The organism is Blastococcus sp. HT6-4 (genome assembly GCF_039679125.1).
In the GTDB taxonomy this organism is placed as follows: Bacteria; Actinomycetota; Actinomycetes; order Mycobacteriales; family Geodermatophilaceae; genus Blastococcus; species Blastococcus montanus.
In genome coordinates this window covers 220,182-246,443 of the sequence record NZ_CP155551.1, presented here as the reverse complement: position 1 = coordinate 246,443, position 26,262 = coordinate 220,182, and the positions used below count along the sequence as shown (strand labels likewise).

Annotated in this window: 25 protein-coding genes; 15 read left to right on the top strand and 10 right to left on the bottom strand. The window is 76.1% G+C overall.

The window, feature by feature from the left end:
* Nucleotides 1-16: 16 nt before the first annotated feature.
* Nucleotides 17-499, bottom strand: coding sequence for a MarR family transcriptional regulator (locus tag ABDB74_RS01165; protein ID WP_346621136.1), 483 nt, complete (start codon nucleotides 497-499; stop codon nucleotides 17-19).
* A 77-nt stretch (nucleotides 500-576) separates the two neighbouring features.
* Between ABDB74_RS01165 and ABDB74_RS01160 the strand changes: the two genes are divergently transcribed.
* A complete protein-coding gene (locus tag ABDB74_RS01160; RefSeq protein ID WP_346621135.1) occupies nucleotides 577-2,709 on the top strand; it encodes an MMPL family transporter in 2,133 nt (710 codons plus the stop codon).
* 23 nt (nucleotides 2,710-2,732) lie between these two features.
* On the top strand, nucleotides 2,733-3,620 hold the full coding sequence (locus ABDB74_RS01155; protein WP_346621134.1) for a 2-dehydropantoate 2-reductase: 888 nt from the start codon (nucleotides 2,733-2,735) through the stop codon (nucleotides 3,618-3,620).
* 7 nt (nucleotides 3,621-3,627) lie between these two features.
* On the opposite strand, the gene ABDB74_RS01150 is transcribed toward ABDB74_RS01155, so the two are convergent.
* Together ABDB74_RS01150 and pheA are read right to left on the bottom strand one after the other, a co-directional pair.
* Nucleotides 3,628-3,990, bottom strand: coding sequence for a hypothetical protein (locus tag ABDB74_RS01150; protein WP_346621132.1), 363 nt, complete (start codon nucleotides 3,988-3,990; stop codon nucleotides 3,628-3,630).
* Nucleotides 3,991-4,027: 37 nt separating this feature from the next.
* The gene (gene pheA / locus ABDB74_RS01145; RefSeq protein WP_346621131.1) at nucleotides 4,028-4,978 is read right to left on the bottom strand and encodes a prephenate dehydratase; all 951 of its coding nucleotides are present in this window, start codon (nucleotides 4,976-4,978) and stop codon (nucleotides 4,028-4,030) included.
* A 105-nt stretch (nucleotides 4,979-5,083) separates the two neighbouring features.
* Between pheA and ABDB74_RS01140 the strand changes: the two genes are divergently transcribed.
* From ABDB74_RS01140 to ABDB74_RS01125, 4 genes are all read left to right on the top strand, one after another.
* Entirely contained in the window at nucleotides 5,084-6,760 is a 1,677-nt protein-coding gene (locus ABDB74_RS01140) for a GGDEF domain-containing protein (RefSeq protein WP_346621129.1), read from the top strand.
* A gap of 128 nt (nucleotides 6,761-6,888) precedes the next feature.
* Nucleotides 6,889-9,525: a diguanylate cyclase domain-containing protein gene (locus ABDB74_RS01135; RefSeq protein ID WP_346621128.1), complete on the top strand. Its 2,637-nt coding sequence runs from the start codon at nucleotides 6,889-6,891 to the stop codon at nucleotides 9,523-9,525.
* Between the two features lie 10 nt (nucleotides 9,526-9,535).
* On the top strand, nucleotides 9,536-10,759 hold the full coding sequence (gene larC / locus ABDB74_RS01130; protein WP_346621126.1) for a nickel pincer cofactor biosynthesis protein LarC: 1,224 nt from the start codon (nucleotides 9,536-9,538) through the stop codon (nucleotides 10,757-10,759).
* 82 nt (nucleotides 10,760-10,841) lie between these two features.
* Nucleotides 10,842-11,576 (top strand): hypothetical protein, encoded by a 735-nt coding sequence (locus tag ABDB74_RS01125; RefSeq protein ID WP_346621125.1) that lies wholly within the window; start codon nucleotides 10,842-10,844, stop codon nucleotides 11,574-11,576.
* Here ABDB74_RS01125 and ABDB74_RS01120 read toward each other — a convergent pair.
* The gene (locus ABDB74_RS01120) at nucleotides 11,469-11,990 is read right to left on the bottom strand and encodes a hypothetical protein (RefSeq protein ID WP_346621123.1); all 522 of its coding nucleotides are present in this window, start codon (nucleotides 11,988-11,990) and stop codon (nucleotides 11,469-11,471) included. The genes ABDB74_RS01125 and ABDB74_RS01120 overlap by 108 nt on opposite strands.
* 818 nt (nucleotides 11,991-12,808) lie before the next feature.
* Between ABDB74_RS01120 and ABDB74_RS01115 the strand changes: the two genes are divergently transcribed.
* Nucleotides 12,809-14,272 carry a diguanylate cyclase domain-containing protein gene (locus ABDB74_RS01115; RefSeq protein ID WP_346621122.1) on the top strand — a complete coding sequence of 488 codons (1,464 nt, stop codon included), beginning with the start codon at nucleotides 12,809-12,811 and terminating at the stop codon, nucleotides 14,270-14,272.
* A 101-nt stretch (nucleotides 14,273-14,373) separates the two neighbouring features.
* Entirely contained in the window at nucleotides 14,374-14,970 is a 597-nt protein-coding gene (locus tag ABDB74_RS01110; protein WP_346621121.1) for a TMEM165/GDT1 family protein, read from the top strand.
* Here ABDB74_RS01110 and ABDB74_RS01105 read toward each other — a convergent pair whose 3' ends face one another.
* On the bottom strand, nucleotides 14,971-15,858 hold the full coding sequence (locus tag ABDB74_RS01105) for a haloalkane dehalogenase (RefSeq protein ID WP_346621119.1): 888 nt from the start codon (nucleotides 15,856-15,858) through the stop codon (nucleotides 14,971-14,973). It lies immediately after the preceding gene.
* Between the two features lie 10 nt (nucleotides 15,859-15,868).
* Entirely contained in the window at nucleotides 15,869-16,465 is a 597-nt protein-coding gene (locus tag ABDB74_RS01100; RefSeq protein ID WP_346621118.1) for a TetR/AcrR family transcriptional regulator, read from the bottom strand.
* Nucleotides 16,466-16,542: 77 nt separating this feature from the next.
* On the opposite strand from ABDB74_RS01100, the gene ABDB74_RS01095 reads away from it, so the two are divergent.
* From ABDB74_RS01095 to ABDB74_RS01085, 3 genes are all read left to right on the top strand, one after another.
* Nucleotides 16,543-16,920 carry a hypothetical protein gene (locus ABDB74_RS01095; RefSeq protein ID WP_346621117.1) on the top strand — a complete coding sequence of 126 codons (378 nt, stop codon included), beginning with the start codon at nucleotides 16,543-16,545 and terminating at the stop codon, nucleotides 16,918-16,920.
* A 9-nt stretch (nucleotides 16,921-16,929) separates the two neighbouring features.
* The gene (locus ABDB74_RS01090) at nucleotides 16,930-17,376 is read left to right on the top strand and encodes a YdeI/OmpD-associated family protein (protein WP_346621115.1); all 447 of its coding nucleotides are present in this window, start codon (nucleotides 16,930-16,932) and stop codon (nucleotides 17,374-17,376) included.
* A gap of 64 nt (nucleotides 17,377-17,440) precedes the next feature.
* The gene (locus ABDB74_RS01085) at nucleotides 17,441-18,205 is read left to right on the top strand and encodes a MerR family transcriptional regulator (RefSeq protein WP_346621114.1); all 765 of its coding nucleotides are present in this window, start codon (nucleotides 17,441-17,443) and stop codon (nucleotides 18,203-18,205) included.
* Between the two features lie 96 nt (nucleotides 18,206-18,301).
* Here ABDB74_RS01085 and ABDB74_RS01080 read toward each other — a convergent pair whose 3' ends face one another.
* Nucleotides 18,302-18,832 (bottom strand): hypothetical protein, encoded by a 531-nt coding sequence (locus ABDB74_RS01080; protein WP_346621113.1) that lies wholly within the window; start codon nucleotides 18,830-18,832, stop codon nucleotides 18,302-18,304.
* Nucleotides 18,833-18,982: 150 nt separating this feature from the next.
* On the opposite strand from ABDB74_RS01080, the gene ABDB74_RS01075 reads away from it, so the two are divergent.
* Nucleotides 18,983-19,441 carry a rhodanese-like domain-containing protein gene (locus ABDB74_RS01075; RefSeq protein WP_346621112.1) on the top strand — a complete coding sequence of 153 codons (459 nt, stop codon included), beginning with the start codon at nucleotides 18,983-18,985 and terminating at the stop codon, nucleotides 19,439-19,441.
* A 13-nt stretch (nucleotides 19,442-19,454) separates the two neighbouring features.
* Here the strand turns inward: ABDB74_RS01075 and ABDB74_RS01070 are convergent, their stop codons facing one another.
* A complete protein-coding gene (locus tag ABDB74_RS01070; RefSeq protein ID WP_346621110.1) occupies nucleotides 19,455-20,252 on the bottom strand; it encodes a methyltransferase domain-containing protein in 798 nt (265 codons plus the stop codon).
* 59 nt (nucleotides 20,253-20,311) lie between these two features.
* Complete coding sequence (locus ABDB74_RS01065; protein ID WP_346621108.1) at nucleotides 20,312-21,817, bottom strand: glycerol-3-phosphate dehydrogenase/oxidase; 1,506 nt, start codon at nucleotides 21,815-21,817, stop codon at nucleotides 20,312-20,314.
* 38 nt (nucleotides 21,818-21,855) lie between these two features.
* Here ABDB74_RS01065 and ABDB74_RS01060 point away from each other — a divergent pair, with 38 nt between their 5' ends.
* The gene (locus tag ABDB74_RS01060) at nucleotides 21,856-23,520 is read left to right on the top strand and encodes an FAD-binding oxidoreductase (protein ID WP_346621106.1); all 1,665 of its coding nucleotides are present in this window, start codon (nucleotides 21,856-21,858) and stop codon (nucleotides 23,518-23,520) included.
* An 11-nt stretch (nucleotides 23,521-23,531) separates the two neighbouring features.
* Nucleotides 23,532-23,957, top strand: coding sequence for a PPOX class F420-dependent oxidoreductase (locus ABDB74_RS01055; RefSeq protein WP_346621105.1), 426 nt, complete (start codon nucleotides 23,532-23,534; stop codon nucleotides 23,955-23,957).
* Between the two features lie 82 nt (nucleotides 23,958-24,039).
* On the opposite strand, the gene ABDB74_RS01050 is transcribed toward ABDB74_RS01055, so the two are convergent.
* Nucleotides 24,040-24,807, bottom strand: a complete 768-nt coding sequence (locus ABDB74_RS01050; protein WP_346621104.1) for an SDR family oxidoreductase — start codon at nucleotides 24,805-24,807, stop codon at nucleotides 24,040-24,042.
* A 108-nt stretch (nucleotides 24,808-24,915) separates the two neighbouring features.
* On the opposite strand from ABDB74_RS01050, the gene ABDB74_RS01045 reads away from it, so the two are divergent.
* Nucleotides 24,916-26,136, top strand: coding sequence for an arginine deiminase (locus ABDB74_RS01045; protein WP_346621103.1), 1,221 nt, complete (start codon nucleotides 24,916-24,918; stop codon nucleotides 26,134-26,136).
* Nucleotides 26,137-26,262: the final 126 nt, after the last annotated feature.

The following is a 26,262-nucleotide window of genomic DNA, read 5'->3' as shown; positions in this document are numbered from 1 at the left end:
AGGCATGTATAGCTTCCTATGCCTGGGGCTCGGGCGGGTTCGCGCGGGCGTACTGCTCGATCGCCCCGGTCATCCCGGTCAGGAACCGGTGGACGACGGCGAGCTCGTCGTCGGAGTAGCCCTCCATCGCCGCAAGCAGATCCCGCTGCAGGCCGCCGAAGAACTCCACCCCCGCCGCCATCGCCTCGGGTGACATCTCCAGCGTCACCCGCCGCCGGTCCGCGGTGTCCCGCACCCGGCGCAGGTGGCCCACCCGCTCCAGCCGGTCGACCAGCGCGGTCACCGACGCCGAACTCAGCTCCACCGCCGTCCCCAGCCGGCCGGCGGTGAGGGCCTCCCCGCGTCGCGCGGCGTCCATCACCGCCACGAGAGCCCGGACGTCGGTGCGGCCCAGCCTGTGCCGATCGGCGAATCTCTGCCCGACCGCATCCAGTTCCACCGTCAGCCGGCGAAGGAGCAGCGCCAACTCCAGCCGCGCGGGATCGACGTCCTCGCCCACTGCACCTCCGCTCGCGCGCGGCACCCGACCGCTCTAATCTCTCGATCATCGAGATGATCGACCATCAAGGGAACACCATGCCGCGCCGCACTCCCCTCGTCCGCTGGATCCTCCCCGCCGTCGTCGCCCTGCTGTGGCTGGGGCTCGCCGGACCGCTGGGCTCCTTCAGCGGCAAGCTCGGGGAGGTCTCGGAGAACGACTCCGCCGCATTCCTGCCCGACAGCGCCGAGTCCACGCGGGTCACCGAGCTGCAGCAGCAGTTCCGCACCGAGCGCACCCTCCCGGTGATCCTGCTCTGGGAGAGCGACGGCGGTGCGCTCGGCCCCGACGCGCTGGCCGCGGCGCGGGACCGGGTCGAGCAGGCGGTCGGGATCGCCGAGGACGCCGGCGCCCTGGCCGGCGAGGCGTCGCCGCCCATCCCCTCCGAGGACGGCGAGGCGGTGCAGGCCGTCCTGCCCTTCGACCCGGACCTCGGCGAGGCGCTCGGCCCGGTCATCACCGAGCTGCGCGGCATCCCGGGCATCGACGGGACGACCGCGTACGTCACCGGCCCCGGCGCGATCTTCGCCGACTTCGCCGAGGGCTTCGCCGGCATCGACGGCCTCCTGCTGCTCGCCGCGTTCGGCGTGGTCCTGCTCATCCTGCTGGTCGTCTACCGGAGCCCGCTGCTGCCGCTGCTGGTCATCGGCACCGCCGGCCTGGCGCTGGTGGTCTCGCTCGCCGTCGCCTACTTCCTGGCCGACCGGGGCTGGATCACCGTCAACGGCCAGAGCCAGGGCATCGCCTCGATCCTCGTCGTCGGCGCGGCCACCGACTACGGCCTGCTGCTGGTCGCCCGGTACCGGGAGGAGCTGCGCCGCGAGCAGTCCCCCGTCGCCGCGATGACGGTGGCGCTCCGGCAGTCGTGGGAGCCGATCCTCGCCTCGGGCGGGACGGTGATCCTCGGCATCCTCTGCCTGCTCTTCTCCGACCTCGGCTCCAACCGCGCGCTCGGCCCGATCTCGGCGGTCTGCATCGCCTTCGCCATGCTCGCCGCGCTCACCTTCCTGCCCGCGGTGCTGGTGCTGTTCGGCCGCGCGGCGTTCTGGCCCTTCCGGCCGAAGTACGGCGAGGAGCACGCGCACGGGAAGGGCTGGGAGCGGGTGGCCACCTCGGTCGGGCGCCGCCCGGGCCGCTACCTCATGGGCAGCGGCGCCCTCCTCGTCGTCATGGCGCTCTCCCTCCCCACCTTCGACGCCGACGGGATCCCGCTCTCGGAGGCGGTGCGCGGCGGCTCGGAGTCCGGCGCCGGGCAGGAGGCCCTGGCCCGCCACTATGAGGCCGGCGGCGCCAGCCCCGCGGTGATCATCACCCCCGCCGACGGCTGGCAGGACGTCGCCGACGCCGCCTCGCAGGTCGACGGCGTCGCCGGGGTGGCGCCGTTCACCGGTGAGCAGGGCGGGCCGCCCGAAGCCGGGGACGCCGAACCGTTCGTCGCGGACGGACTGGTCCGGCTCGACGCCACGCTCGCCGACGCCCCCGACAGCGAGGCGGCCCAGGACACGGTGGCCGACCTGCGGACGGCCGTGCGCGACGCCGACCCCGACGCCCTCGTCGGCGGCTCGACCGCCCAGGACCTCGACACCCAGGAGACCGCCGCCCGCGACCTCGGGGTCATCGTGCCGCTGGTGCTGCTCGTCATCACGGTCGTGCTGGCGCTGCTGCTGCGGGCGGTCGTGGCGCCGCTGCTGCTGGTGGGCACGACCGTGCTCAGCACCGCGGCGACCGTCGGCGTCGCCGCGCTGGTCTTCGAGCACCTCTTCGACTTCCCGGGCAGCGACCCGCAGGTGCTGCTCATCGGGTTCGTCTTCCTCGTCGCCCTGGGGATCGACTACAACATCTTCCTGATGACCCGGGCGCGGGAGGAGTCGGTCCGGCACGGGGCGCGGGACGGCGTCCTGCGGTCGCTCGCGGTCACCGGCGGCGTGATCACCAGCGCCGGGCTCGTGCTGGCGGCCACGTTCGGGGCGCTCACCGTGCTGCCGCTGGTCATCCTCATCCAGCTCGGCTTCCTCGTCGGGTTCGGCGTCCTGCTCGACACCTTCGTCGTCCGGACGCTGCTCGTCCCGTCGGCGGTCCACCTGATCGGCGACAGGGTCTGGTGGCCCGGGAAGCTGGCGCAGGGCCCCACCGAGCCCCAGCAGGAGGAGCGGGCGTTGGAGCGCGTCTGACCCGCGTCGGGCAGGCTGACCCCGTGACCTCTGCGGAGAAGCTCCGGATCGCAGTACTGGGACCAGGTGGCGTCGGCGGGCTGCTGGCCGCGCTGCTGGCGCGGGAGGGGCACGCGGTCACCTGCCTCGCCCGGCCGGAGACCGCCGCGCACCTCGACGAGCACGGCGTGCGCGTCGCCAGCGATCGCTTCGGTGAGCTGACGGCGCCGGTGCGCGGCGCCCAGCGCCTCGACGAGCCGGTCGACGTCCTCCTGGTGACGACGAAGGCGACGCAGCTCGACGACGCGCTCGGCCGGGTGCCCGCCGACGTGCTCGGGGACGCCGTGGTGGTCCCGCTGCTCAACGGGGTCGAGCACCTGGCGGAGCTGCGCGAGCGCTACCCGGCCGCGCGGGTGGTGGCCGGCACCATCCGGGTGTTCGCCTCCCGCCCGTCGCCGGGCGAGATCCGGCACGAGGGGCAGCTGTGCGCCGTCCAGCTGGCACCTGGTGCCGAGCCGCTGGCCGACGCCCTCGCCGGGACGGGCATCGACGTCGCCGTCCGCCCCGACGAGGCCGGGCTGCTGTGGGACAAGCTGTGCTTCCTCGCCCCCATGGCGCTGCTGACCACCCAGGCCGCGGCCCCCCTCGGCACCGTGCGCGAGGAGCACGGCGAGGAACTCACCGCGGTCATCGGAGAGGTGGCCGCGGTGGCGCGGGCGGACGGCGCCGAGCCCGACCCCGATGCGACCCGGGACTTCGCCTGGTCGCTGCCCGACCAGATGCGCTCGTCGATGGAGCGGGACGCCGAGGCCGGCAACCCCACCGAGCTGGAGGCGATCGGCGGGGCGGTGCTGCGGGCGGCCGACCGGTACGGCGTCGATGTCCCGGTCACCCGCCGGATCGTCGAGGAGCTGCGCGCCCGCCTGGGCTGACCCGGGCTCAGCCGGCGGTGAAGACCCAGATCAGGACGGCGGCCCCGGTGACCACCCAGACCAGCGGCACCCGGTTGGCCCACCGCGCCGCGGCGAAGCGCCCGCCGGCGAACCAGGCCCACGCGACCACGGTCGTGACCAGGGCCACGAGGGGGTACGCGCCCCAGGCGAGGAGCAGCGGCGCGGCGAACGGGGAGTTCCAGTTCGCCGCCCCCATCACGACGCCGATGGACAGGAAGAACCACGGGGCGAGGAACAGCACGTAGCCGCCCTGGAGCACGCCGAGCTCCACCGCGGCGCGGCGCCGGGCCCCCGGGTCGGGCGGCAGGGCGCGGCCGGGCGGCGGGGGTGGGCTGGTGAGGGCGGTCACGGCGGCGGAGCGTAGCGGCGACCGGGCCCCGGTGGCCTCAGGCCTCGCCGGACCGCAGCCGGGCCAGCCAGTCCTGCGCCTCGGCGAACGCGGTGTCCGACGCCTCGCCCGGCACCGGCCGGTTCTCCCGCCCGTCCCCCCGCGGGTAGGACCCGAGGAAGCGGACGTCGTCGCACACCCGGTGCAGCGCGGCGAGCGCCTCGCCCACCCGGGGCTCGGCGACGTGCCCCTCGCAGTCCAGGGCGAAGGAGTAGAACCAGTGCCGCTCCCGGGTCGGCCGGGACTCGATCCGGGTCAGCGAGATGCCGCGGACGGAGAACTCGCGCAGCACCTCCAGGAGAGCGCCGGTCCGGTCGCCGACCACCGCCACCAGCGACGTCTTGTCGTTGCCCGTCGGCTCGGGCAGCGGACCGCCGGGGCGGCCGACGAGCACGAACCGCGTGACGGCGCCCGGGTGGTCGGCGACGTCGTCGGCCAGGGTGTCGAGCCCGTAGCGGGTCGCCGCGATCGCCGCGCAGACGGCGGCGTCGACCTCCCCCGCGGCCACCGCGGCCGCCGCCCCCGCGGTCGAGGACGTGGGCAGCGGGACGACGCCGGGCAGCAGCTCGCCCAGCCGCCGGCCGGTCTGCGCGAGCGCGTGCGGATGGCTGGCGACCGACCGGACGTCGGCGAGGGCCGTCCCCGGCCGGACGGCCAGCACGAAGGCGACCTCCAGGACGACCTCGCGGGTGATCACCAGCGGCTCGCCGTCGGCCAGTCCGTCCATCGTGGCCGGCACCGAGCCCTCGATGGAGTTCTCCAGCGGGACGAGGGCGGCGTCGGCGTCCCCCGACCGGACGGCGGCCAGCGCGGCGGCGACACTCGGCTGGGGGTCACGGAGTCCCCCGGCAGGGCCAATTGCCCTGCTCAGGGCCGCGTCGGCGAAGGTACCCTCGGGCCCGAGATAGGCGAACCGCGTCGGAGGCGTACTGGGTGGCATCCCGGGCATCCGACGAGGGTAGTGCGGAGGGGGCCGGCCAGCGGCCCCACCCGGAGGAACGGCCTCCCTACCGCAGCACCGGCCCGCGTGGCCGCCTACCCAGTGGAGGAATCCGTGAGCCCCGGCCCGGCCCGCGTCGCGCCCGGCGCGCTGCAGGCTGCGCTCTGGGAGCTGCTCGACGCGAGCCACCGGGAGGACGCCGGGCCGTTCCTCACCCTCCTCGACCAGGCCGAGAGCACCGTCGACGCCGACCAGGAGCCGTCCTGGACGGCCTGGCGGCACGCCCTGGGGGCCCGCCGCGCGCTGCTCGCCGGCGACGCGGACGTCGCCGCCGGCGAGATCTCCGCCGCCCGCGACCTGCTCGACCGGTGCCCGACGTCGTCGGACACCGCCCTGCTCATGGCCTACCTGGCGCACACGGAGACGACCGCCGACCACCTGGACCACGCGATGCTGCTGGCCGTCGACGCCAGCCTGCTCACCGACGGGCCGTCGGTCCAGCCCTCCCGCGCGCTGCTCCAGGCGCACCGGTGGCTGTCCCTGACCCTGTCGGGGCTGGACCTCGAGGAGCTCGCCGTCGTCCACGCCGTCCGCGGGCACCAGGTGGCTGCGGAGCTCCCCGACGTCGGCGATCGCGGCCGGCTGCTGCTGCTCACCGCCCGCCAGCACGTCGAGCTCGCCCAGACTATGCGCCGCCGGGGCGAGACGGAGCGCGCCACCGAGCTGGCCACCGAGGCGATCGCCTGCGCGACCGGTGCCCGCGAGCTGGACTGGTCTCCCGAGCAGGCCGACGCCGACCTGCTCGACGTGGTGCAGGCCTGGGCGCTCATGTGCGCCGGCGACCTGGACGCCGCCCTCGGCCCGCTGCGCCGGGTCCGCCGCTCCGTGCAACGCGACGGCGGCGTGTGGCTGCGCGGCTACACCGACCTGGTGCTCGCCCGGCTGCTCGGCGCCCTCGCCCGCCGGGACGGCGACGCACTCGTCGGCGAGGAGGCGATCGGGCTGCTGGTCGACGCCGCCGGGGCGTTCGCGGCCTCCGGTGACCGGCGCCGCTACCGGCAGGCCCTGCTGGAGCTCGGCCAGGACAACGCCGACCTCGGCCGCCCGGCCGAGGCGCTGCACTGGCTGGAAGCCTACCGGGCCGACACCGGGCGCGCGCACGCCCGCGGCCGGCAGATGTGGGCGGCGATGTTCGTGCGCCGCAGCCGGCTGCGCGAGGCCGAGCGCCAGGCGGCGCTGCTGCGCCGGCACGCGCTGGAGGACCCCCTCACCGGGCTGGGCAACCGGCGCAGCGCCGAACGCCGGCTGGGCACCTTCCGGCTCGGGGAGGAGCCGCTGTCGCTGGCCGTGGTCGACGTCGACCGGTTCAAGGAGGTCAACGACGACACGTCGCACACCCATGGCGACGCGGTCCTGCGCCGCGTGGCGGACCTGCTCCGGGAGCACAGCCGCACCGGCGACGAGGTCTACCGCTGGGCCGGCGACGAGTTCCTCGTGGTGCTCCCGACGGCGACCGAGCCGCAGGCCGTGGTGGTCATGGAGCGGTTGCGGTCGGCGGTGGCCGAGGCCGACTGGACCGACTTGCAGCTGTCCGAGCCGGTGACGGTGAGCATCGGCGTGGCCACCGCCCCTGCCGTGGCCGACGGGCAGCCGAGCCCGGTCGTCGGCTGGCGCGCGCTGTTCGACACCGCCGACCTGCACCTGTTCTCCGCCAAGCGCCTCGGCCGCAACCGGGTGCGCGCGCACGGGGCTGCCGAGCCGGCCGCGGTCGAGCGCGGGGCGAGCGCATGAGCGTCCCGGACGCCTGGGACGGGAGGGACGGGACGGACGAGGGACGGCGCGTTCGCAGTCACGTGCTCGACACGGTGCGTGACGACATGCACAGTGCGCTCGTGCCACCGGGAGCCCTGCATCACCGGGTGACCGCCGCCCTGAGCAACTGGCAGCTCGACGACGCCGAGCAGTTGCTCGCGGGTGTGGAGCGGGATCCGTCGCCCTACGTCGCAGCCGCACCGGCCGCCGACGCGCCCGACGGCGCCCCCGCATCGCTGGGCCGCGCCTGGGCCGACACGCTGCGCGCCGAGCTGCTGGTGCGCCGGCTGCGGGTCGCCGGGTTCACCGTGGTCGGCGACCCGGTCTCCCCCGACTCCCCGGCCGAGCCGTCGCTCGACCTGCACGCCGGTGTCGCGGAGCTGATCGAGGGCACCGGCGAGGGCGCCGACCCGCGCGCGGAGTCGGCCTCCCGCGCCGCGCTGGCGATCGCGCTGGTCCGCTCGGCCAAGGCCGCGTTCGACGCCGCCGACGACGACCTCCAGCGGGCCGCGGGCCTGGCCCGGCACGCCCGCATCGAACTGCTCTCCCGCCGGATCGACGCGGCGATGGACGAGGCCGTCGAGGCGGCGAGCCTGCTCGACCCGACCCTGGCGCCCAGCGTGCTGCTGGTAGACACGCTCGGCACGCTGGCCGGTGTCCTGGCCGACCTGGAACTCATGCCGCTGGCCCTCGACTACCAGCGCCGGGCGCACGAGACGGCGCAGGCGGCCGCCGCGGATCCCGCCGTCCTCGGGCCGGAGGACGTCCACCCCGACGTGCTCGTCGCCATCGCCGGCACCCGGCTCGGCGAGCTGTGCGCGGAGCTCGGCGAGGGGCTGCTCGACGACGGCGCCCCGGAGTCGGCCGCGCCGTACTTCGCCGAGGCCCGGCGGCTGGCCGAGCAGGCGCTGGCGCTGCTCCCACCGGACTCGCCCGGGGTGGTGCCCGCGCAGATCGTCCACGGCTGGGCGTTGGTCGGGCTCGGCGCGCAGGCCGCCGCGGTGGGGCCGCTGCGCGCCGCCGTCCGGCTCTCCTCCGCCGTCGCCGACCGCGACCGGCTGGCCTCGGCGCAGCTGGCGCTGGGCCGGGCGCTGCGCCGGCAGGGCGACGGCCGGGCCGCCGACGAGCACCTGGTCGCCGCGCTCACCCTGGCCACCGGGCACGGGTTGCCGCGGCTGCGCCGGGCAGCGCTGCGCGAGCTGTGCACGCTGCACGCCGATCTCGACGACGCCGGCCGCGCACTGCCCTACCTGCAGGCCTACCTCACCGACGAGCTCGACCGGGTCGACGAGCGGCGCACCCGCTGGGTCGAGCTGTTCGGCCGGCGCAAGAGCCTGCTCGAGACCGAGCGGGCCGCCGGACAGCTCCGCCGCCAGGCCTACGAGGACCCGCTCACCCAGCTGCCCAACCGGCGCTACGCCGAGGCACGCCTCGACGGGCTGCTGGCCGCCGGCGACGTCCCCGCCCTGGCCGTGGTGGACGTCGACCGGTTCAAGTCGATCAACGACACCGTCGGGCATCCCGGCGGCGACGCCGTGCTCCGCGCGATCGGCGACCTGCTGGTGGCCGGCGTGCGCGACACCGACGAGGTGTGCCGCTGGGCCGGCGACGAGTTCGTCATCCTGCTGCCCGAGACCACCGCCGAGCAGGCCGAGCGGGCGCTGGAGCGCATCCGCGCGTCCGTCGCCCGGTACCCGTGGAGCGACCTCGGCCTCGACGTGCCGGTGACGATCAGCGCCGGCATCGCCTCGGCCACCCGCGGCGACGACCGCAAGACCCTGTTCGCCGCCGCCGACGGCGTGCTCTACGACGCCAAGCGCAGCGGCCGCGACCGCGTGGTGCGGCTGTCCGCCGTGACCCAGACGCGCGCCGTCGACAGCGCTGCGGACGCGTCCGGCGGCGGCACGCCCGCCCAGGAGGAGGCCACGGCCCCCGCCGCCGTCGCCCCCGTGCCGCCCGAGGCCGACGCCGCCCGGGCCGCCACCCCGCTGCGCGACGAGGCGGCCGGTTTCGCCTCCCTGCTGATCGGCCCCCACCCCCCGCTGGGCACCGACCGCCCCGGGGAGCCGCTGCTCGGTCCCGTGCCGGCCGACACCGCGGTGATCACCGCACCGCCGCCCACCGCGGCCGAGCCGGCGGCCGTCTGGGCCACCGGCCGGACGACCGAGCAGGTGCTGGCCCTGGTGCGCGAGGCGCGGCAGGAGCAGCCCGGCCGCCCCGTGCTCGTGCTCCGCGCCGCCCCGGAGACCTTGGTGGCGCTGGCCGCCGAGCACGGTCCGGCCACCACGATGGACGCCGCCGCCATGTCCGCCGCGGTGGGTCCGGTGCCCGAGCCGGTGGGCCGGACGACGGTGCTGTGCGCGAGCGGGGCGGACGCGCCGGTGGCCGCCGAGGCGGCGTTCGTCGCACGCGTCGCGGGCACGGAGGTGCTGCGTCTCGACGACGCCGCCGGCAGCCGGGTGCGGGCACTCGTCGAGGACCGGTCGCTGGTCGACGGGGTCGACTGCCTGGTGGTCGTCGCCGGCATGGAGGCGTCGCTGGCCACGACGATCGGCTCGCTCACCGACGTGCCGGTGGTGGCGGTGCCCACCTCGGCCGGTCAGCCGAGCGCGTTCGGCGGGCTGGGGGCGCTGCTGACGATGCTGAACTCGGCGGGCTCCGGCGTCGTCGTGAGCACGGTCGACAACGGCTACTCGGCCGGCGTCTTCGCGGCGCGGGTGGCCCGCCGGGCTGCCGCACGGTGATGATCGGCCCGTGACGATCGGGTGGCTGGACCTCGCCGCCGGGGCGTCGGGGGACATGCTCCTCGGCGCCCTCGTCGACGCCGGGGTGCCGCTCGACGTGCCGGCCGAGGCGGTCGCCGCGCTCCCGGTGGAGCCGGTCCGGCTGGTGGCCGAGCAGGTGACCCGGCACGGCCTGGGCGCCACCCGCGTCCACGTGCACGCCCCGCCGGCCGATACGCACCGCACCTGGTCCGACGTCCGGGCGCTGCTCACCGGATCGGCGCTGCCGTCGCCGGTGCGCGACGGCGCCCTGGCGGTGTTCGAACGGCTGGCGGTCGCCGAGGGGCGGGTGCACCGGGTGCGCCCCGACGAGGTGCACTTCCACGAGGTCGGGGCGCTCGACGCGCTGGCCGACGTCGTCGGCGTGGTGGCCTGCCTGGAGTACCTGGAGCTGGACCGGTTGACCGCCTCGCCGGTCGCGCTGGGCAGCGGGTCGGCCCGCGGCGCGCACGGCGTCGTCCCGATCCCCGGCCCGGCGGTCCTGGAGCTGCTGGCCGGGGTGCCGGTGCACGCCGGGGCCGTTCCCGCGGAGATGTGCACACCCACCGGCGCGGCGCTGCTCGCCGCCCGGGTGGACGAGTGGACGACGCTCCCCGCGCTGCGCGTGGAGCGGGTGGGCACCGGCGCCGGGGGGCGGGATCCGGCGGAGCTGCCCAACGTCGTCCGGCTGGTGCTCGGCGATCCGGCCGGGGCGGCGCCGCCCGGCCCCGTGGTGCTCGAGACGAACGTCGACGACCTCGACCCCCGGCTGTGGCCCGCGGTGCTCGACGCGCTGTTCGCCGCCGGGGCCTCCGACGCCTGGCTGACGCCCATCCTGATGAAGAAGGGCCGACCCGCGCACACCCTCTCGGCGCTGTGCCGGCCCGACGCGGTGCCGGCCGTGCAGGCCGCGGTCTTCGCGACGACGTCGACGATCGGCCTGCGGACGGTCGCGGTCGGCAAGGTGGAGCTCGACCGCACGCACGCCGCCGTCGACGTGCTCGGCGGGCGGGTGGGCGTGAAGGTCGCCACCTCGGCCGGCCGGGTGGTGAACGTGAGCGTCGAGCACGACGACGTCGCCGCCCTGGCCGGCGACCGCGACCTGCCGGTCAAGGAGGTGCTGCGTGCGGCCACGGCCGCCGCCGCGGCCGCCCACCCCGTCGGCCCGCCGCCGGAGGAGCCGCCGTCGGATGAGCCGCCGCCGCTGTGGGGCTGACCCCTTCGACCGGGCCGGGGCACCAGGCCACCGTCGCGATTGGCCTGCAGACGGCCGGCCGCGACCGGGTGAGGATCACCTGGTGATCGACCGCTTCCTGCTCGCCGGCGCTCCCGCCACCGTCGGGGGCACGCCCCGGCGGCTGCTGCAGCTCTACGCCGGTCTCGCCCTCTACGGGGCCTCGATGGCGCTCCTCGTCCGCTCGGCGCTGGGCGTGATGCCCTGGGACGTGCTGCACCAGGGGCTGGCCGGCCGGCTCGGGTGGTCGCTGGGCACGGTCACCATCGCGGTGGGAGCGCTGGTGCTGCTGGCGTGGATCCCGCTGCGCCAGCGGCCCGGGCTCGGCACGGTCAGCAACGTCCTCGTCATCGGCCTGGCCGTCGACGCGACCCTCGCCGTCCTGCCCGCGCCGGGAGCACCGGCGGCACGGGCCGGGTTCCTGGTCGCCGGCGTCCTGCTCAACGCCGTCGCCACCGCCGCGTACATCGGCGTCCACCTGGGGCCCGGGCCGCGCGACGGCCTGATGACCGGCCTGGTGCTGCGCACCGGGCGCTCCGTGCGGCTGGTGCGGACGTCGGTGGAGGTCGCGGTGGTCGCCACCGGCTGGCTGCTCGGCGGCACCCTGGGCCTCGGCACCGTCGTCTACGCGCTGGCCATCGGCCCGCTGGTGCAGGTGCTGCTGCCGCGGCTGTCGCTGCCGCTGGCCGGATCAGCCCCGGCGACGCAGCCCGGCGGCCACGACGGGGACGACGGCGAGCACGAGCAGCGCGACCGACGTCCCGCCGCCGCCGGCCCTTGCCGCGAAGACCAGCAGTGACGACAGCTCGATCCCGGCGCCGGCGACCGAGGTGACCGTCGCCCGGTAGGGGCCGGTGATCCGCCGCTGCAGCTCGGCCTCCGCGGCGACCAGCACGGCCAGGTAGGTGCCGTAGCCGACGGCCAGCGCGATCAGGCCCACGACGGCCGGCGCCACCCCGGCGCCGAGCAGGGACAGCCCGGCCGCCGCCAGGAGCGCGGCGAGGGTGCGGCCCCCCGGCCGCGCGAGGCGGCCACCGAGTGCGGCGCCGGCGGCCCCGGTGAGCATCACCCCCAGCACCGTCGACGGGACGGCGACGGCGGGCACGCCCCGGTCGGCGGCGAGGACCGGGAAGTACTCCTCCATCCCGTCCAGCCCCCCGACGAGGGCGACGGCGCCGACGGCGGTGAGCAGCGCGGGGCACCGGAGCAGCACCCCGAACCCCCGCGGCGAGCCCTCCTCGTCGTCGTCCGCCCTCGCGGGGGTTCGGGGAAGCGCAGCGCCAGTGCGGCGGCGCCCAGGCAGGTGACGACGCTGGCCCAGCCGACCAGGGAGTACCCACCCAGGGCGAACAGGCCGGTGGCGGCCAGCGCCGTGGGCATTTGCACCGCGAGCTCGGCCGCGGTCATGGCCCCGTGCACGCGGGCGAAGCGGTCCGCCGCGCCGACGTCGGCGAGCCCGTCGTGGACCAGCGCCTCGGTGGTGCCCGACGAGCAGGCGCCACCCACGCCCCAGACGACGAACCCGACGGGGAAGCCCGCGAAGGAGGGGACGGCGGTCCAGACGGCGAAGGCCCCCGCCTGGAGCACGCCGGCCAGCGCGAGCACCCCGGCGACGGGACCACCGGTCCGCGAGCAGCCCCGCGGGCACCTCGGCCAGCAGCCCGGCGACCGACCAGAGCGCGAACAACAGCGAGAGCTGGGCGTCGGACAGCCCCGTGCCGAGGACGAGGAGGGCGTAGAGCGGGTAGAGCGGCACCAGCTCGGAGAGCGCGGCCCAGCCCACGGCCAGCCGGGCGAGGGGGCGGGCCGCCGAGGGCAGCGGGCGCAGTGCGGATCAATCTCGGTGCATGGCGCGGAGGCTAGTCCGGACGGCGTCCCCGGCGCACCGCCTTTCGGCGTGGGGACCGCCGGGGGTGGATCACGCTGACCCGTGCGGGGTAGCCGGCCCGTTCGCTCTCAACCCGGGGCCACGTCGCGCCGTTACGGCACCGAACGGACCGGAGATCCCGGCCGTGCGCGGAGGGACACAGGATGACCAGCACGGCCGACCCCGCACCCGCGCGCGACCGTCCGGGGCCCCCGGGCCCGGAGCCCGATCGCCCGGCGATGGACGCCGACCCCGCGCTCGACGGCCTGGTCCGTGTGGCCGCGGCCGTGACCGGCATGGGCCGCGCCGCGGTGATCACCATGGACACCGCCGTCATGCACGTCATGGCGGTCCACGGCTTCCGGGGGGCGACCTGGCCGCGCGAAGGCTCGATCGTGTCGATCGTGCTGCAGCGCGGGCCGGGTGCGCAGACCTGCGACGACCTGACCGCCGAGCCGCAGTTCACCGGCAGCCCGTGGGTGGACGGCCGGCGCGGGCGGATGCGCGCCTTCGGCTGCGTCCCGGTGGTCGTGGACGACGTCGTCGTGGCGGCGCTGTGCGTGTTCGACGACGCGCCGCACACGTTCACGAGCGAGGAGCGCGACCGGCTCGCCGACGTCGCCACCGCGGTCGCGTCGCTGGTGCGGGCGGGCCAGCAGGCCAGCGCGCTGGCCGACCTCGCCGCCGCCAGCCAGCTCGCCCGGGCCGAGACCGCACGAGCTCACCACGAGCTCGCCCGCTCCACCGCTTTCACCCGCGCCCTGCTCGAGGTGCTTCCCGTGGGCGTCGTCGGCGGCGACGGCGAGGGCCGGGTGGCCCTGTTCAACGCCGCCAGCCGCGACTGGCACGGGCTGGAGGCCGACTCCGCGGTCGAGCCGGCCGACGTGCCCGGGACGTTCTTCCTCACCGACGTGGCCGGCAGCCCGCTCCGCCCGGACCAGGTGCCGCTGCGGCGGGTCTACACCGAAGGCCGGATCGACGGGGTCGAGATGGCGATCGCCGTGCCCGGCCGGCCGGTGCGCCACGTCTCCGCCTCGGGGCTGCAGGTGCACGACGACGAGGAGAAGCTGCTGGGCGCCGTCGTCACCCTCACCGACATCACCGAGCAGCGGGCGCTCGAGTCGGCGCTGCGCGAGGCCGCGCTGCACGACCCGCTGACCGGTCTGCCCAACCGCACCCTGCTGCTGGACCGCCTCGACCAGGGCCTGGCCGCAGCGCAGCGGGTGCGGCGGCCGATGGCCGTCCTCTACTGCGACCTGGACGGCTTCAAGCCGGTGAACGACTCCATGGGGCATGCGGCCGGTGACGAGGTGCTCGTCGAGGCGTCGCGGCGGCTCGCGGCCGCGATCCGCCCCGGGGACACCGTCGCCCGGATCGGCGGCGACGAGTTCGTCGTCCTCTGCCCGGAGGTGGGCTCGGAGCGGGCCGGTCAGGAGATCGCCGACCGCATCACGGCCGCGTTCGACCAGCCGCTGCGCCGGTCCGGGGGCGCCGAGCACGCGGTGGGCATCAGCATCGGCGTCACGCTCTGCGGGCCCAGCGACAGCCCGGACTCCGTGATCGCCGCCTCGGACGCCGCGATGTACCGGGTCAAGGCCGCGCGCCGGGGCGCACCGGCGACCGGCTGACCCGGCGCGCTCGGGAGGCGGCCGGAGGCCCGCTACCGTGCTCCCGACAGAGCTGAACTGGCCGAGCCCCGCCCGGCAGTGCCGAGCGAGGAGTGTCCGTCGTGGTCTGGTCGGTCGTCCTGGCCGCGTTCGTCCTGGTGCTGCCGGTCGAGCTGCCCGACAAGACGCTGTTCGCCAGCCTGGTGCTCGCCACCCGGTTCCCGCCGCTGCCGGTCTTCGTCGGGGTGGGCACCGCCTTCGGCCTGCAGGTGGCGATCGCCGTCACCGCCGGGTCGCTGCTCTCGCTGCTGCCCGAGGCGCTGGTCACCGGCGTGGTCGCGCTGCTGTTCCTCGTCGGCGCGGTCATCCTCTGGCGCAGCGCGACCAGCGGCGCGGAGGACGGCGGGGAGGCCGCCGACGGCCGCGAGCAGACGTCGTTCCTGCGGGCGGCCGCCATCTCGTTCGGCGTGCTCTTCGCCGCCGAGTGGGGCGACCTCTCGCAGCTGGCCACGGCCGGGCTCGCCGCCCGCTACGAGGAGCCGCTGTCGGTGTTCGTCGGCGCCTGGGCCGCCCTCCTGGTGGTCTCCGGCCTCGCGGTGTTCCTCGGCAAGAAGCTCGCCGACCGGCTGCCGCTCGCGCTGATCCGGCGGGTGGCCGCCGGCCTGTTCCTCGTGTTCGCCGTCGTCGCCGCCGTGGAGACCGTCCGCGCGCTGATCTGACTACGGGAGCGTGGGGAGCCAGTCGGCCACCGCGCGCCCGATCTCGTGCGGGGAGTCCTCCGGGACGAAGTGGCTGCCCGCGACGGTCACCTCGGTGAGCGCCGGCCAGCTGCGCACGAACTCGCGCTGGCGGCCGACCAGGATCGACCCCGGCTCGGCGTCGATGAACAGCTTCGGGACGTCGCTGCCCGCGAGCCAGTCCCCGTACCGCTGCACCCGCTCGACCACGGCCGCGGGCTCGCCCTCGATCGGGATCGAGCGCGGCCACTCGAGCGTCGGCCAGCGGTCCTCGCGCCCAGTGAACGGCGCGCGGTACCGGTCGTGCGCCTCGGGGGTCAGCCCGCGGGCCACGGACGCCGGCAGGATCCTCTCGACGAAGACGTTCTTGTCCAGCACCGCGGCCTCGCCGTCCGGGCTGCGCATGAGCTGGAAGATCTTGCGGGCGTCGGCGGGCCAGTCGTCCCAGGTGACCGGCGTGACGATCGCCTCGGTGAAGGCGATGCCGCGGACCCGGTCCGGGTGGCGGGCGGCCCAGTCGAAGCCGAGCCCCGACCCCCAGTCGTGCAGGACGAGCGTGATCCGGTCGCCGACGTAGACCCGGTCCAGGAACTCCTCCAGGTAGGCGGCGTGCGTCTCGAACGAGTACGTGCCCGGGCCGGGGTCGGGCAGTTTGTCCGACTCGCCCATGCCGATGAGATCGGGGGCGATGCAGCGGCCGAGGTGCTGCACGTGCGGGATCACGTTGCGCCACAGGTAGGACGACGTCGGGTTGCCGTGCAGGAAGACGATCGACTCCCCGGTGCCGACGTCCACGTACGCCATCTCGGCGTCCTTGACGGTGATCCGCGTGCGCGGGAACGGGTCCTCGGGCGAGACGTCGTCGGCCATGCCGCGATCCTCACACGGGTCCGGGCGGGCCCGCCTGGTCACGCCCGGCGTCGCCGGCCGGGGTCAGGAGGGCCAGCCGCCCGACCAGCGCCGGCAGTTGCTCGTCGAGGTCCGGCCACGGGCCCTCGGGCGCCGCGGCCCGCAGCGTCACCAGCCCGTGCAGCGCCGTCCACAGCAGGGTCGCCTCCGCCTCCGGGTCCCGGCTGCGCGACCGGCCGGCCGCCGCGCACGCGGCCACGCCCTCCACCAGCAACCCGAACGCCTGCCGGCTGCCGGCCACCCGGCGGGGCCCGAACATGGCCCGGTACCGGCCGGGGGCGGCCAGCCCGGTCTCCACGTAGGCGCGGCAGCCGGCGACCAGCCGCTCCCCCGGGTCGCTGCGACGGGCCACCGCCTCGGTGACGGCGGTGCGCAGCGCGGCGAACCCCTCGTCGAGCACTGCCGCGAGCAGCGCGTCGAGGTCGGCGAAGTGCCCGTAGACGGCCGGCGCGGTCACGCCGGCCTCCCGGGCGACCGCCCGCAGGCTCACCGCCTCGGCCGAACCGGCGCGCTCGACCAGGGCGGTGGCCGCCGCGATCAGGTCGGCACGCAGCTCCCGGGTCGGCACGCGGATCACTTTACAGGTGTTAAGAGACGAGGCTACGGTCGCTTTACACCTGTAAAGCAATGCCCGAGGAGGACGCCGTGCCACTGATCCCCGACCTGCCCTGGACCGCCGAGCACATCGCCGGCGGACCCGGCGTCGTCGTCACCACGTCCCTGCACGTGCGCCGGCTCCGCGACGTCCCCGCGTTCTTCCGCGCATCGATGGCCATCCGGGCGCAGACCATGCGCAGCCCCGGCGCGCGGTCGCTGTTCCTGCGCGCCCAGCCGCTGGCCCGCCGGTTCACGACCGTCTCCTGGTGGGACGACGAGGCCGCGGTCCGGGCCTTCGCCGTCGCGGAGCCGCACCGCTCGGAGATGCGCCGGTGGCGGCCGCGGCTGGCCGAGTTCGGGTACGCCGACCACCCCGGCGTCGCCGGCGAGGTCCCGACCGTGGACCGGGCTCCCGCGACCTCTTAGGTTCCAGGCATGGAGTTCCGGACGACGGTGACGCTCGGTGGGAAGACGGCGACCGGGCTGCAGGTGCCCGACGAGGTGGTCACGGCGCTCGGCGCGGGCAAGCGGCCACCGGTGGTGGTGACGGTCGGCGGTCACACCTACCGGACGACGGTGGCGCCGATGGGCGGCGCGTACTGGATTCCGCTGTCCGCCGAGCACCGGGCGGCCGCGGGTGTGGCGGCCGGGGACGAGGTCAGCATCGTCGTCGAGCCGGACACGGCGCCGCGCGAGGTGACGCTGCCCGACGACCTCGCCGGCGCGATGGACGAGGCGGCCCGGTCGTTCTTCGCCGGCCTCGCGCCCAGCCACAAGAAGGAGTGGGTGCGCTGGGTCGAGGAGGCGAAGAAGCCGGAGACCCGGGCCGCCCGGATCGGGAAGACGGTCGAGTCGCTGCGGGCGGGCAAGAAGTCCCGGTAACGGGCTTGACCCTGACGCGACGTCAGGCTGTTGCCTTCTCCCCGTCAGAGGAAGGGAGGGCCCGATGAACGGTGGGATGAGCGTCGGCGACACCGCGGCGCTGGCCGGCGTCACGGTGCGCACGCTGCACCACTACGACCGGATCGGCCTGCTGTCGCCGTCCGGGCGCACGTCGGCCGGCTACCGGCAGTACTCGCCGGCCGATCTGGAGCGGCTGCACCAGGTGCTGCTCTACCGCGAGCTCGGGTTCCCCCTCGAGGAGGTCGCGACCCTGCTGGACGACGCGTCCGCCGACCCGGCCGAGCACCTGCGCCGGCAGCACCGGCTGCTGCGGGACCGGCTGGAGCGGACGCAGGCGATGGTCGCGGCCGTCGAGAAGGAGATGGAGGCACGAGCCATGGGGATCTCGTTGACCCCGGAGGAGCGGTTCGAGGTGTTCGGCGACTGGCTGCCGGAGGAGTACGCCGCCGAGGCCGAGGAGAAGTGGGGGGAGACCGACGCCTGGGCGCAGTCCCAGCAGCGGACCCGCGCCATGACGAAGGAGGACTGGCTGCGGGTCAAGGTCGAGGGCGACGACGTCGAACGCCGGTTCGCCGAGGCGCTGGCTGCTGGCGTCGCGCCCGGGTCGGAGCAGGCGATGGACCTCGCCGAGGAGCACCGGCGGCAGATCAGCCGGAACTTCTACGAGTGCTCGCCGGAGATGCACGCCGGTCTCGGGCGGATGTACGTGGAGGACGAGCGCTTCACCGCGTACTACGAGCGGATCGCGCCCGGTCTGGCGCAGTACGTGAGCGCCGCCGTCCAGGCCAACGCCGCCCGTCAGGGCTGAGGAGCGTGTGCGCTGACGCCCCGTTCCACGCCACGAAACAGGGCGTCGGCGCACACGCTCGCCTGCTCCTCCCACCCGGGTCCGCGGAGTGGGTGGTCAGGAACCGGCGGCCACCGGGGTGCAGCGCTCGTCCCGCGGCGCGGGGGCGCAGAGGGTCACCGGCGCCTCGACGGGGAGCACCCCGGACCGGACGCCGGCGCGCCAGTGGATGGAGACGACATCGGTGTGCGCGGGCCCGTTGACGCGGGAGAGCTCGACGGCCAACTCGGACCAGGCGCCCTCGGCGCACTCGGCCGCGACCGTCCGGCCGCCATCGAGGCCGCTCTCCCGGAGCGGCCCGTCGACGGCTCCGATGCCGGGCCCCGCGGACGAGCGGCGCACGGCGAAGTCCGTGACGGTGAGCCCGGCCGGATCCACGGTGATCCGGTCGATGGTCGCCGCCTCGTCCCCGTCGAGGCACAGCAGCGCGACCATCACCGTCTGCGGCACGCCGAGCTCCACGTCCGGCAGGGCGACGTTGGTCGCGGGGACCGCCACGAGGGGGGACGACCAGAGGAACCACCACGCCGTGGCCCCGGCGGCGGTCGCGGCCACCGCCGCCGACAGGGCCATGATCCCGGCCCGCACCGGCCACCGCCGGCCTTGTCCCTCAGCGGAGGGGGCGGACGGCGGCACCGGGCTGCCCCGACGGGTCACGGGCCGAGCATGGCACTCGCGTTGCGATGTGTGCCCGTCCCGGCGCTCGTCCGTGCCGGGACGGCCCGGCACGATCGCGCCATGACGACGCTCGACGCCGCTCCCCGGCAGGCCGACGCCGCTGCCATCGCGCACTTCGCCGCCAAGCTGCGGTACGAGACCGACCCGTCCGACGTCGATGCAGCCCTGCGGTCCGGCCGGCCCGGCTTCGTCCTGGTGGACACCCGGGGCGCAGCGGCCTGGGCCCAGGGGCGCATCCCCGGCGCGGTCCACCTGCCCACCCGGGACATCCCCGACCGGGCCGGCCGCGTGCTCGACCCGGCCGTCCCGGTGGTGACCTACTGCTGGGGGCCGGGGTGCAACGGGTCGACGCGCGCCGCCCTGCAGCTGGCCACGATGGGCTACCGGGTGCAGGAGATGATCGGCGGCTTCGAGTACTGGGCCCGCGAGGGCCTTCCCGTCGAGTCGGACGACGGCCCGGCCACCCGCCCGGCCGACCCGCTCACCGCTCCGGTGGCGCTCCCGGCCTGCGACTGCTGAGCCGCGCCCGGGGTCAGGGCACCCGGATGAGCAGCTCGCCGTGCAGCATGCCGAGCCAGCCGTCGTCGGCGGCCGCCCAGCGCAGCCAGGCGCCGGCGATCTCCTCGAGCTCGGCCGGCATCGCCAGCCCGTAGCCGGCCGCCTGCTCCGCGAACGACGACGACGTCGCCCGCCCGGCCCACGACCGCCCCCACCACTCCCGTTCGGCCGGCGTGGCGAAGCAGTAGGTGCTCGCGGTCGCGGTCGTGTCCCGCAGCCCGGCCGCATGGGCCCAGGCCAGCAGGCGGCGACCGGCGTCGGGCTCGGCGTCGTTGCGGCGGGCCACCCGCCGGTACAGCGCCAGCCACCCGTCCAGACCCGGATCGGCGGGGAACCAGGTGGTGGCCGCGTAGTCGACGTCCCGCACCGCGATCAGCCCGCCCGGCCGGCAGACGCGGGCCATCTCGCGCAGCGCGGCCACCGGATCGGTGAGGTGCTGGAGCACCTGGTGGGCGTGGACGACGTCGAACGAGTCGTCGGCGGCGTCGAGGGCGTAGACGTTCCCGACCGCGAACGTCACCGCCACCCCCGCCCGATCGGCCGCCGCCCGCGCCTCGGGCAGCGGGTCGGGCGAGACGTCGATGCCCAGCACCCGACCCGGGGCCACCCGCGAGGCGAGGTCCACGGTGATGGTGCCCGGCCCGCAGCCGACGTCGAGCAGGTCCAGCCCCGGCCGCAGCGCCGGCAGCAGGTAGGCCGCCGAGTTCTCCGCGGTGCGCCAACGGTGGGACTGCAGCACCGGTTCGGCGTGCCCGTGCGTGTACGTGTCCACGCGGACAGTCCTACTCCACTGTCCCACTCAGCGGAACTGCCTTCCCATGTTGGGATGGTTCAGGATTCCTCGGCGAGCACCTGCTCGGCGACGGCGACGGCGCGCTCCCGGTCGGCGGGCACCAGCCCGATGCGGGTGCGGCGGTCGAGCAGGTCGGCGACGGTCCGCGCGCCCTCGTGCCGGACGGCGAAGCGCAGCTCCCCCAGCGTCTCCGGCCGGCCGGCCGTCACCAGCGCGGGGCCCAGCGCCTCCACCAGCGGGGCCTCGGTGCCGTAGCGGGCCACCAGCCGGGCGGGCGCCGGCACCCGGTCCAGCGCGATCCGCGGCGCCGCGCCGACCAGGGGCAGCCGTGCGGTCGCCGAGCGCGCCGAGCCCCGCCCGAGCCGGGCCACCACGGCATCCACCGCCTGCTCGGCCATCGCGCGGTAGGTGGTCAGCTTGCCGCCGACGACGGTGAGGACCGGTCCGTCCCACAGCAGCAGGTGCTTGCGGGACAGGTCGGCGGTGGAGTCGCCCGGTCCGGCGCCGGCCGACTCGGGCAGCACCAGCGGCCGGTAGCCGGCGTACGCGCCGACCACGTCCGCCCTGGTCAGCGGCTCGGCGAGCACCTGGTTCACCGTGTCGAGCAGCTGCCGCACCTCGGCGTCGGACGGCGCCGCGTCGTCGTCGGGCACCGGGCCCTCCACCGGCTCGTCGGTGAGGCCGAGGTGGACCAGCCCGTCGGGCTGCGGGAGCGCGAAGACGTACCGCGAGCGTGAGCCGGGCAGCGGCACGGTGAGCGCCGCCGACGGCGAACCGAGCCGGACCCCCGGCACGAGCAGGTGCGAGCCACGGGAGGGCACCAGCCGGATCCGCGGCGCCAGCCGCTGCGCCCACACCCCGGCCGCGTTCACCACCGCTCCGGCCCGCACCACCAGCGGCCCGTCGTCGGTGGTCACGTGCACGTCGGCACCGTCGACGGCGGTGACCGTCGCCCCGGTCACGATGCGGACCCCGTACGCGGCCGCCGTCCGGGCGAGGGTGACGACCAGCCGGGCGTCGTCGACCAGCTGGCCGTCCCAGAAGACGACGCCCCCGCGGCCCGGCCGCACCGCGGGGGTCAGCCGGCCGACGTCGGACGCCGTCACCCGCCGGGCCGGCGGCAGCGAACCGCGGCCGCCGGGCACCGAGAACCGCACGGCGTCACCGAGCCGGCCGCCCAGCTCCGCGAGCGCGGTGACGTCCCGGCCGGCGGCGTCGGGCACGAGGAACGGCAGCGGACGCACCAGGTGCGGCGCCGTGGTGCCCAGGAGGACGGCGCGCTCGCGGGCGCTCTCCCGCGCCAGGCCGATCTCGCCATGCGCCAGGTACCGCAGCCCGCCGTGCACCAGTTTCGACGACCACCGGCTGGTGCCCGCGGCGAGGTCGGCCCGCTCGAGCAGCACTACCGACACCCCGCGCGACGCCGCGTCGAGGGCCACCCCGGCACCGGTCACGCCCCCGCCGACCACCACCAGGTCGACGGTCGCACCCGCCACCCCCGTGAGGTCGCGGGCCCGCCGGGCGGGTGACAGGGAGCCGATCATCCGGCTCTCCAGCGCTGCGGCACCGGCAGACTGTAGCCGTGCCCGAGCAGCCGGAACTGACGATCCAGGGCTGGGGCCCCCGCCCCGCCGGAGCCTCCGCCGAGCAGGGGCCCGCGGGCCTCGACGCCGTCCTGACCAAGGCCGCGCGCCGCCATCTGACCCGCGAGCTGGGCTGGACCCCGCGGTCCACTCCCCCGGTGCCGGTCGACGAGATCCGGCTGTCGCCGTCCCGCCTGCCCGAGGAGGTCCGGTCCGCGCTGGCCGACCTGCTCGGCGCGGACAACGTGCGCACCGACCGCGGGTCACGGCTGCGCCGGGCCGGCGGCAAGAGCTACCTGGACCTGCTGCGCCGGCGGGCGGGGGACGCCTCCGACGCGCCCGACGCCGTCGTGCTGCCGGGCACCACCGAGGAGACCGCCGCGCTGCTGGCCCTGTGCAGCGCGCGAGGCGTCGTCGTCGTCCCGTTCGGTGGCGGGACGAGCGTCGTCGGCGGGCTGGCCGGCGTGGACCCCGACGACCGGCCGACGATCGCCGTCGACCTCGCGCGGATGTCGTCGGTGCGCGCCCTCGACGTGCCCTCGTCCCTGGTCACCGTGGGCCCGGGCATGCGTGGCCCGGCGCTGGAGGAGGCGCTGGCCCGCGAGGGGCTCGCCTTCGGCCACCTCCCGCAGAGCTGGGAGTTCGCCACGCTCGGCGGCTACGCGGCCACCCGCTCGGCGGGGCAGGCCTCCACCGGCGTCGGCCGGTTCGACGAGCTGGTCGCCGGGCTGACCCTGGCGACGCCGACCGGCGTCCTCGAGCTGGGGCACCCGCCGGCCTCGGCCGCCGGGCCGGACCTGCTCGGCCTGGCGCTGGGCTCGGAGGGCAGCCTCGGCGTCATCACCGAGCTGACCCTGCGGGTGCGGCCCAAGCCCCCGGCGAGCAGCTACGAGGGATGGTCGTTCCGCTCCTGGGCCGCCGGGCTGGCGACCCTCCAGCGCCTGGCCCGGCACGACCTGCTGCCCGACGTCGTCCGGCTCTCCGACGCCGACGAGACCCGCACGAACCTGCTCATGGCCTCGGGCCCGGGCGCGAAGGCGCTGCGCGGCAGTCTGCGCGCCCGCCGGCACGGGGCGGGCTGCATGCTCGTCGTCGGCTGGGAGGGCGTGCCCGACCTGGTCCGCGCCCGCACGCGCGCCGCGGCCTCCCTGCTCCGCGAGGGCGGCGCCGTCCGGATCGGCCGCCGGGTGGGCGCCTCGTGGCGCAAGCACCGGTTCGACGCCCCCTACCTGCGGGACCGGCTCATGGACGGCGGCCTGCTCGTCGAGACCCTGGAGACGGCGGCCACCTGGACCGCGCTGCCGACGGTCTACGACGCCACCCGCCGCGCGCTCCAGGACGCGCTCACCCGGGACGGGCGCCGGCCGCTCGTGCTCAGCCACCTCTCGCACGGCTACGCCACCGGCGCCTCGCTGTACCTCACCGTGATCGCCGACCGCGACGACGACCTCTCCATGCAGCAGTGGCTCGGCGCGAAGCGGGCGGCGACCGATGCGCTGCTGACCGCCGGCGGCACGCTGACCCACCACCACGCCGTCGGCGCCGACCACCGCCCCTGGCTGGAGCGGGAGATCGGGCCGCTGGGCGTCGAGGTGCTGCGCGCGGTGAAGGAGCGGCTGGACCCGAACGGCATCTGCAACCCCGGCGTCCTCCTCCCCGACTGAGACGCCCCGCGATGGACTCGCCCGGCACCCGACGTACGCCCCCGCCGCCGGCAGCGCCGGGCACCGGCCTGCGACCGACGGCGGCCCTCTCCCCCGCCGAGCTCGACTACCTGCTGGGCGAACGCCGGCTGGGCCGGCTGGCCACCGCCGATGCCACGGGCCGGCCGCACGTCGTCCCCGTGGGGTGGAGCTACGACGCCGAGCTGGGGACGATCGACATCTCCGGCCACGGTTTCGCCACCACCCGGAAGTACCGCAACGCGGCGGCCAATCCGCAGGCCGCCTTCGTCGTCGACGACGTCCTGCCGCCGTTCCGTCCGCGCGGCCTGATGGTCCAGGGACCGGCCGAGGCGCTGGACGCCGATCGGGCCGGCGGCCGCGAGGCGATGATCCGCATCCACCCCGACAAGGTGGTCTCCTGGGGGCTCGACGCGTGAGCCGGCCCGGCTGCCACCCGCACCCCCGCCGGTCGCCGTCCGCACGTCGCAGCGTGCGGACGGCGACCGCCCGGGTCCTCGCTCAGGCGGTGGTGGCGATGCCGCCGTCGACCGGGATGACCGCGCCGGTCACGTAGGAGCCCGCGCGCGAGGACAGGTAGACGACGACGCCGGCCATGTCGTCCGGGCGGCCGATGCGGCCCAGCGGCGACTTCGCCGCGATCTCGGACCCGAAGGCGTCGAGCGTGGCGGCCATCATCTTCGACTCGAAGGGCCCCGGCGCGACGGCGTTGACGGTGATGCCCTTCGGGCCGAGCTCCTTGGCCAGCACCCGGGTGAGCTGGTGCAGCCCGGCCTTGCTGGCGGCGTAGGAGTAGGTCGGCATCGGGTTGACGTGCAGGCCGTCGATGCTGCCCACGTTGACGATGCGCGCGGGCTCGCCCTCGGCGGCCGCGGCCTCGAGCTTCGGCAGGAACGCGCGGGTGAGGAAGAACGGCGACTTCAGGTTGAGGTCGAGCAGCTTGTCCCAGGCCGACTCGGGGAAGGTCTCCAGCGGCTCCCCCCAGGTGGCCCCGGCGTTGTTGACGAGGATGTGCACCCGCTCCTCGGCGCGGCCCACCTCCTCGGCCAGCCGCACGCACTCGGCCTCGGTGGCGAGGTCGGCGGGGATCGAGACGACCGTGCCGAACTCGCTCAGCTCGGCGGCGGCGGTCTCCCCGGCCTCGGCCTTGCGGGAGCTGATGTAGACCTTCGCCCCCGCCTGCAGCAGGCCGCGGGCCATCATCATCCCGATGCCGCGGGTGCCCCCGGTGACCACAGCCACCTTGCCGGTCAGGTCGAACAGGTCCACGAATACCTCCGCCTCGACGTCGCGGAGTCGTCGTCGACCCCGCCCCCGGCACCCTAACGAGGGGTCACGGCGGGCAGCCCCGTGGCCGGGTGTGCCAGCCTGGCTCCCATGATCGAGTCCGCCGCGACCGGCGTCACCAGCGAGGTCGGTCCCCTGCGCACCGTGCTGCTGCACCGGCCCGGCGCCGAGCTGCGCCGGCTGACCCCGCGCAACAACGACCAGCTGCTCTTCGACGGCGTGCCGTGGGTGGACCGGGCCCAGCAGGAGCACGACGCGTTCGCGCAGGCGCTCAGCGACCGCGGGGTCGAGGTGCTGCACCTGGCCGGCCTGCTGGCCGAGATCCTCTCCAACGACACCGCCCGTGCCGAGCTCATCGACGCCGCCGTCGACGACCCTCGCCTCGGCGCCACCCTGCAGCGCGACGCGGCCCGGCACCTGGCCTCGCTCTCGCCCGACGACCTCGCCTCGGCCCTCATCGCCGGGCTGGCGCACGAGGAGCTGCGCGGCCACGGGCTGGCCTACCAGCTGATGGACCGCTCCGACTTCGTCGTCCCGCCGCTGCCCAACCTCCTGTTCACCCGCGACTCCTCGGTCTGGATCGGCGGCGAGGTGGCCGTGACGTCGCTGGCGATGCCCGCCCGGCACCGGGAGAGCACGATCACCGCGGCGATCTACACCCACCACCCGCGGTTCGCCGGCGCCGAGCAGCTGTACGCGGCCGAGCTCGAGCACCTCGAGGGCGGGGACGTCCTGCTGCTGGCGCCCGGGGTGGTAGCGGTCGGCGTGGGCGAGCGGACGACGCCGGGCGGCGCGGAGCGGCTGGCCCGTCGGCTGTTCGCCCGCGGGCTGGCGCACACCGTGCTCGTCGTCCCGATCGCCCAGGAGCGGGCGACGATGCACCTGGACACCATCGCCACGATGGTCGACGTGGACGCGATGGTCATGTACCCGGCGGTCGCCGACTCGCTGGTCGCCTGGACCGTGCGGGCACCGTCCGGCATCGCGGACGACGCCGACACCGCCGACCTCGCCGTCAGCGGACCGCAGCCGTTCCTCACCGCCGCCGCGGCCGCGATGGGGATCGACCGGCTGCGGGTGATCGACACCGGGCTGGACCCGGTCACCGCCGAACGCGAGCAGTGGGACGACGGCAACAACACCCTGGCGCTGGCACCGCGGCTCACGGTGGCCTACGAGCGGAACACCGTCACCAACGCGGCGCTGGAGGCGGCCGGCATCGAGGTCGTGCGGATCGCCGGGTCGGAGCTGGGCAGCGGCCGCGGCGGCCCGCGCTGCATGTCCTGCCCCGTCTCCCGCGCCCCCCTCTGACCCTCCCGGTGCCGCTGCAGGTCACGACCGGGGGACGTCCGGGGGACTTTCGGTACCGGACGTCCCTCCGGGGTGATCAGGGCCACTACGCTGCCAACTTCCCGCGCCGGGCCCGGCGCCAGGGCG

Bases quoted from the DNA above. Each gene is read 5' to 3' on its own strand.
- ABDB74_RS01055 (WP_346621105.1), top strand. From the start codon at position 23,532: ATGGACTCGCCCGGCACCCGACGTACGCCCCCGCCGCCGGCAGCGCCG.
- ABDB74_RS01075 (WP_346621112.1), top strand. From the start codon at position 18,983: ATGACGACGCTCGACGCCGCTCCCCGGCAGGCCGACGCCGCTGCCATC.
- ABDB74_RS01160 (WP_346621135.1), top strand. From the start codon at position 577: ATGCCGCGCCGCACTCCCCTCGTCCGCTGGATCCTCCCCGCCGTCGTC.
- pheA (WP_346621131.1), bottom strand. From the start codon at position 4,978: ATGCCCGGGATGCCACCCAGTACGCCTCCGACGCGGTTCGCCTATCTC.
- ABDB74_RS01105 (WP_346621119.1), bottom strand. From the start codon at position 15,858: ATGGCCGACGACGTCTCGCCCGAGGACCCGTTCCCGCGCACGCGGATC.
- ABDB74_RS01090 (WP_346621115.1), top strand. From the start codon at position 16,930: ATGGAGTTCCGGACGACGGTGACGCTCGGTGGGAAGACGGCGACCGGG.
- ABDB74_RS01045 (WP_346621103.1), top strand. From the start codon at position 24,916: ATGATCGAGTCCGCCGCGACCGGCGTCACCAGCGAGGTCGGTCCCCTG.
- ABDB74_RS01115 (WP_346621122.1), top strand. From the start codon at position 12,809: ATGACCAGCACGGCCGACCCCGCACCCGCGCGCGACCGTCCGGGGCCC.
- ABDB74_RS01085 (WP_346621114.1), top strand. From the start codon at position 17,441: ATGAACGGTGGGATGAGCGTCGGCGACACCGCGGCGCTGGCCGGCGTC.
- ABDB74_RS01065 (WP_346621108.1), bottom strand. From the start codon at position 21,817: ATGATCGGCTCCCTGTCACCCGCCCGGCGGGCCCGCGACCTCACGGGG.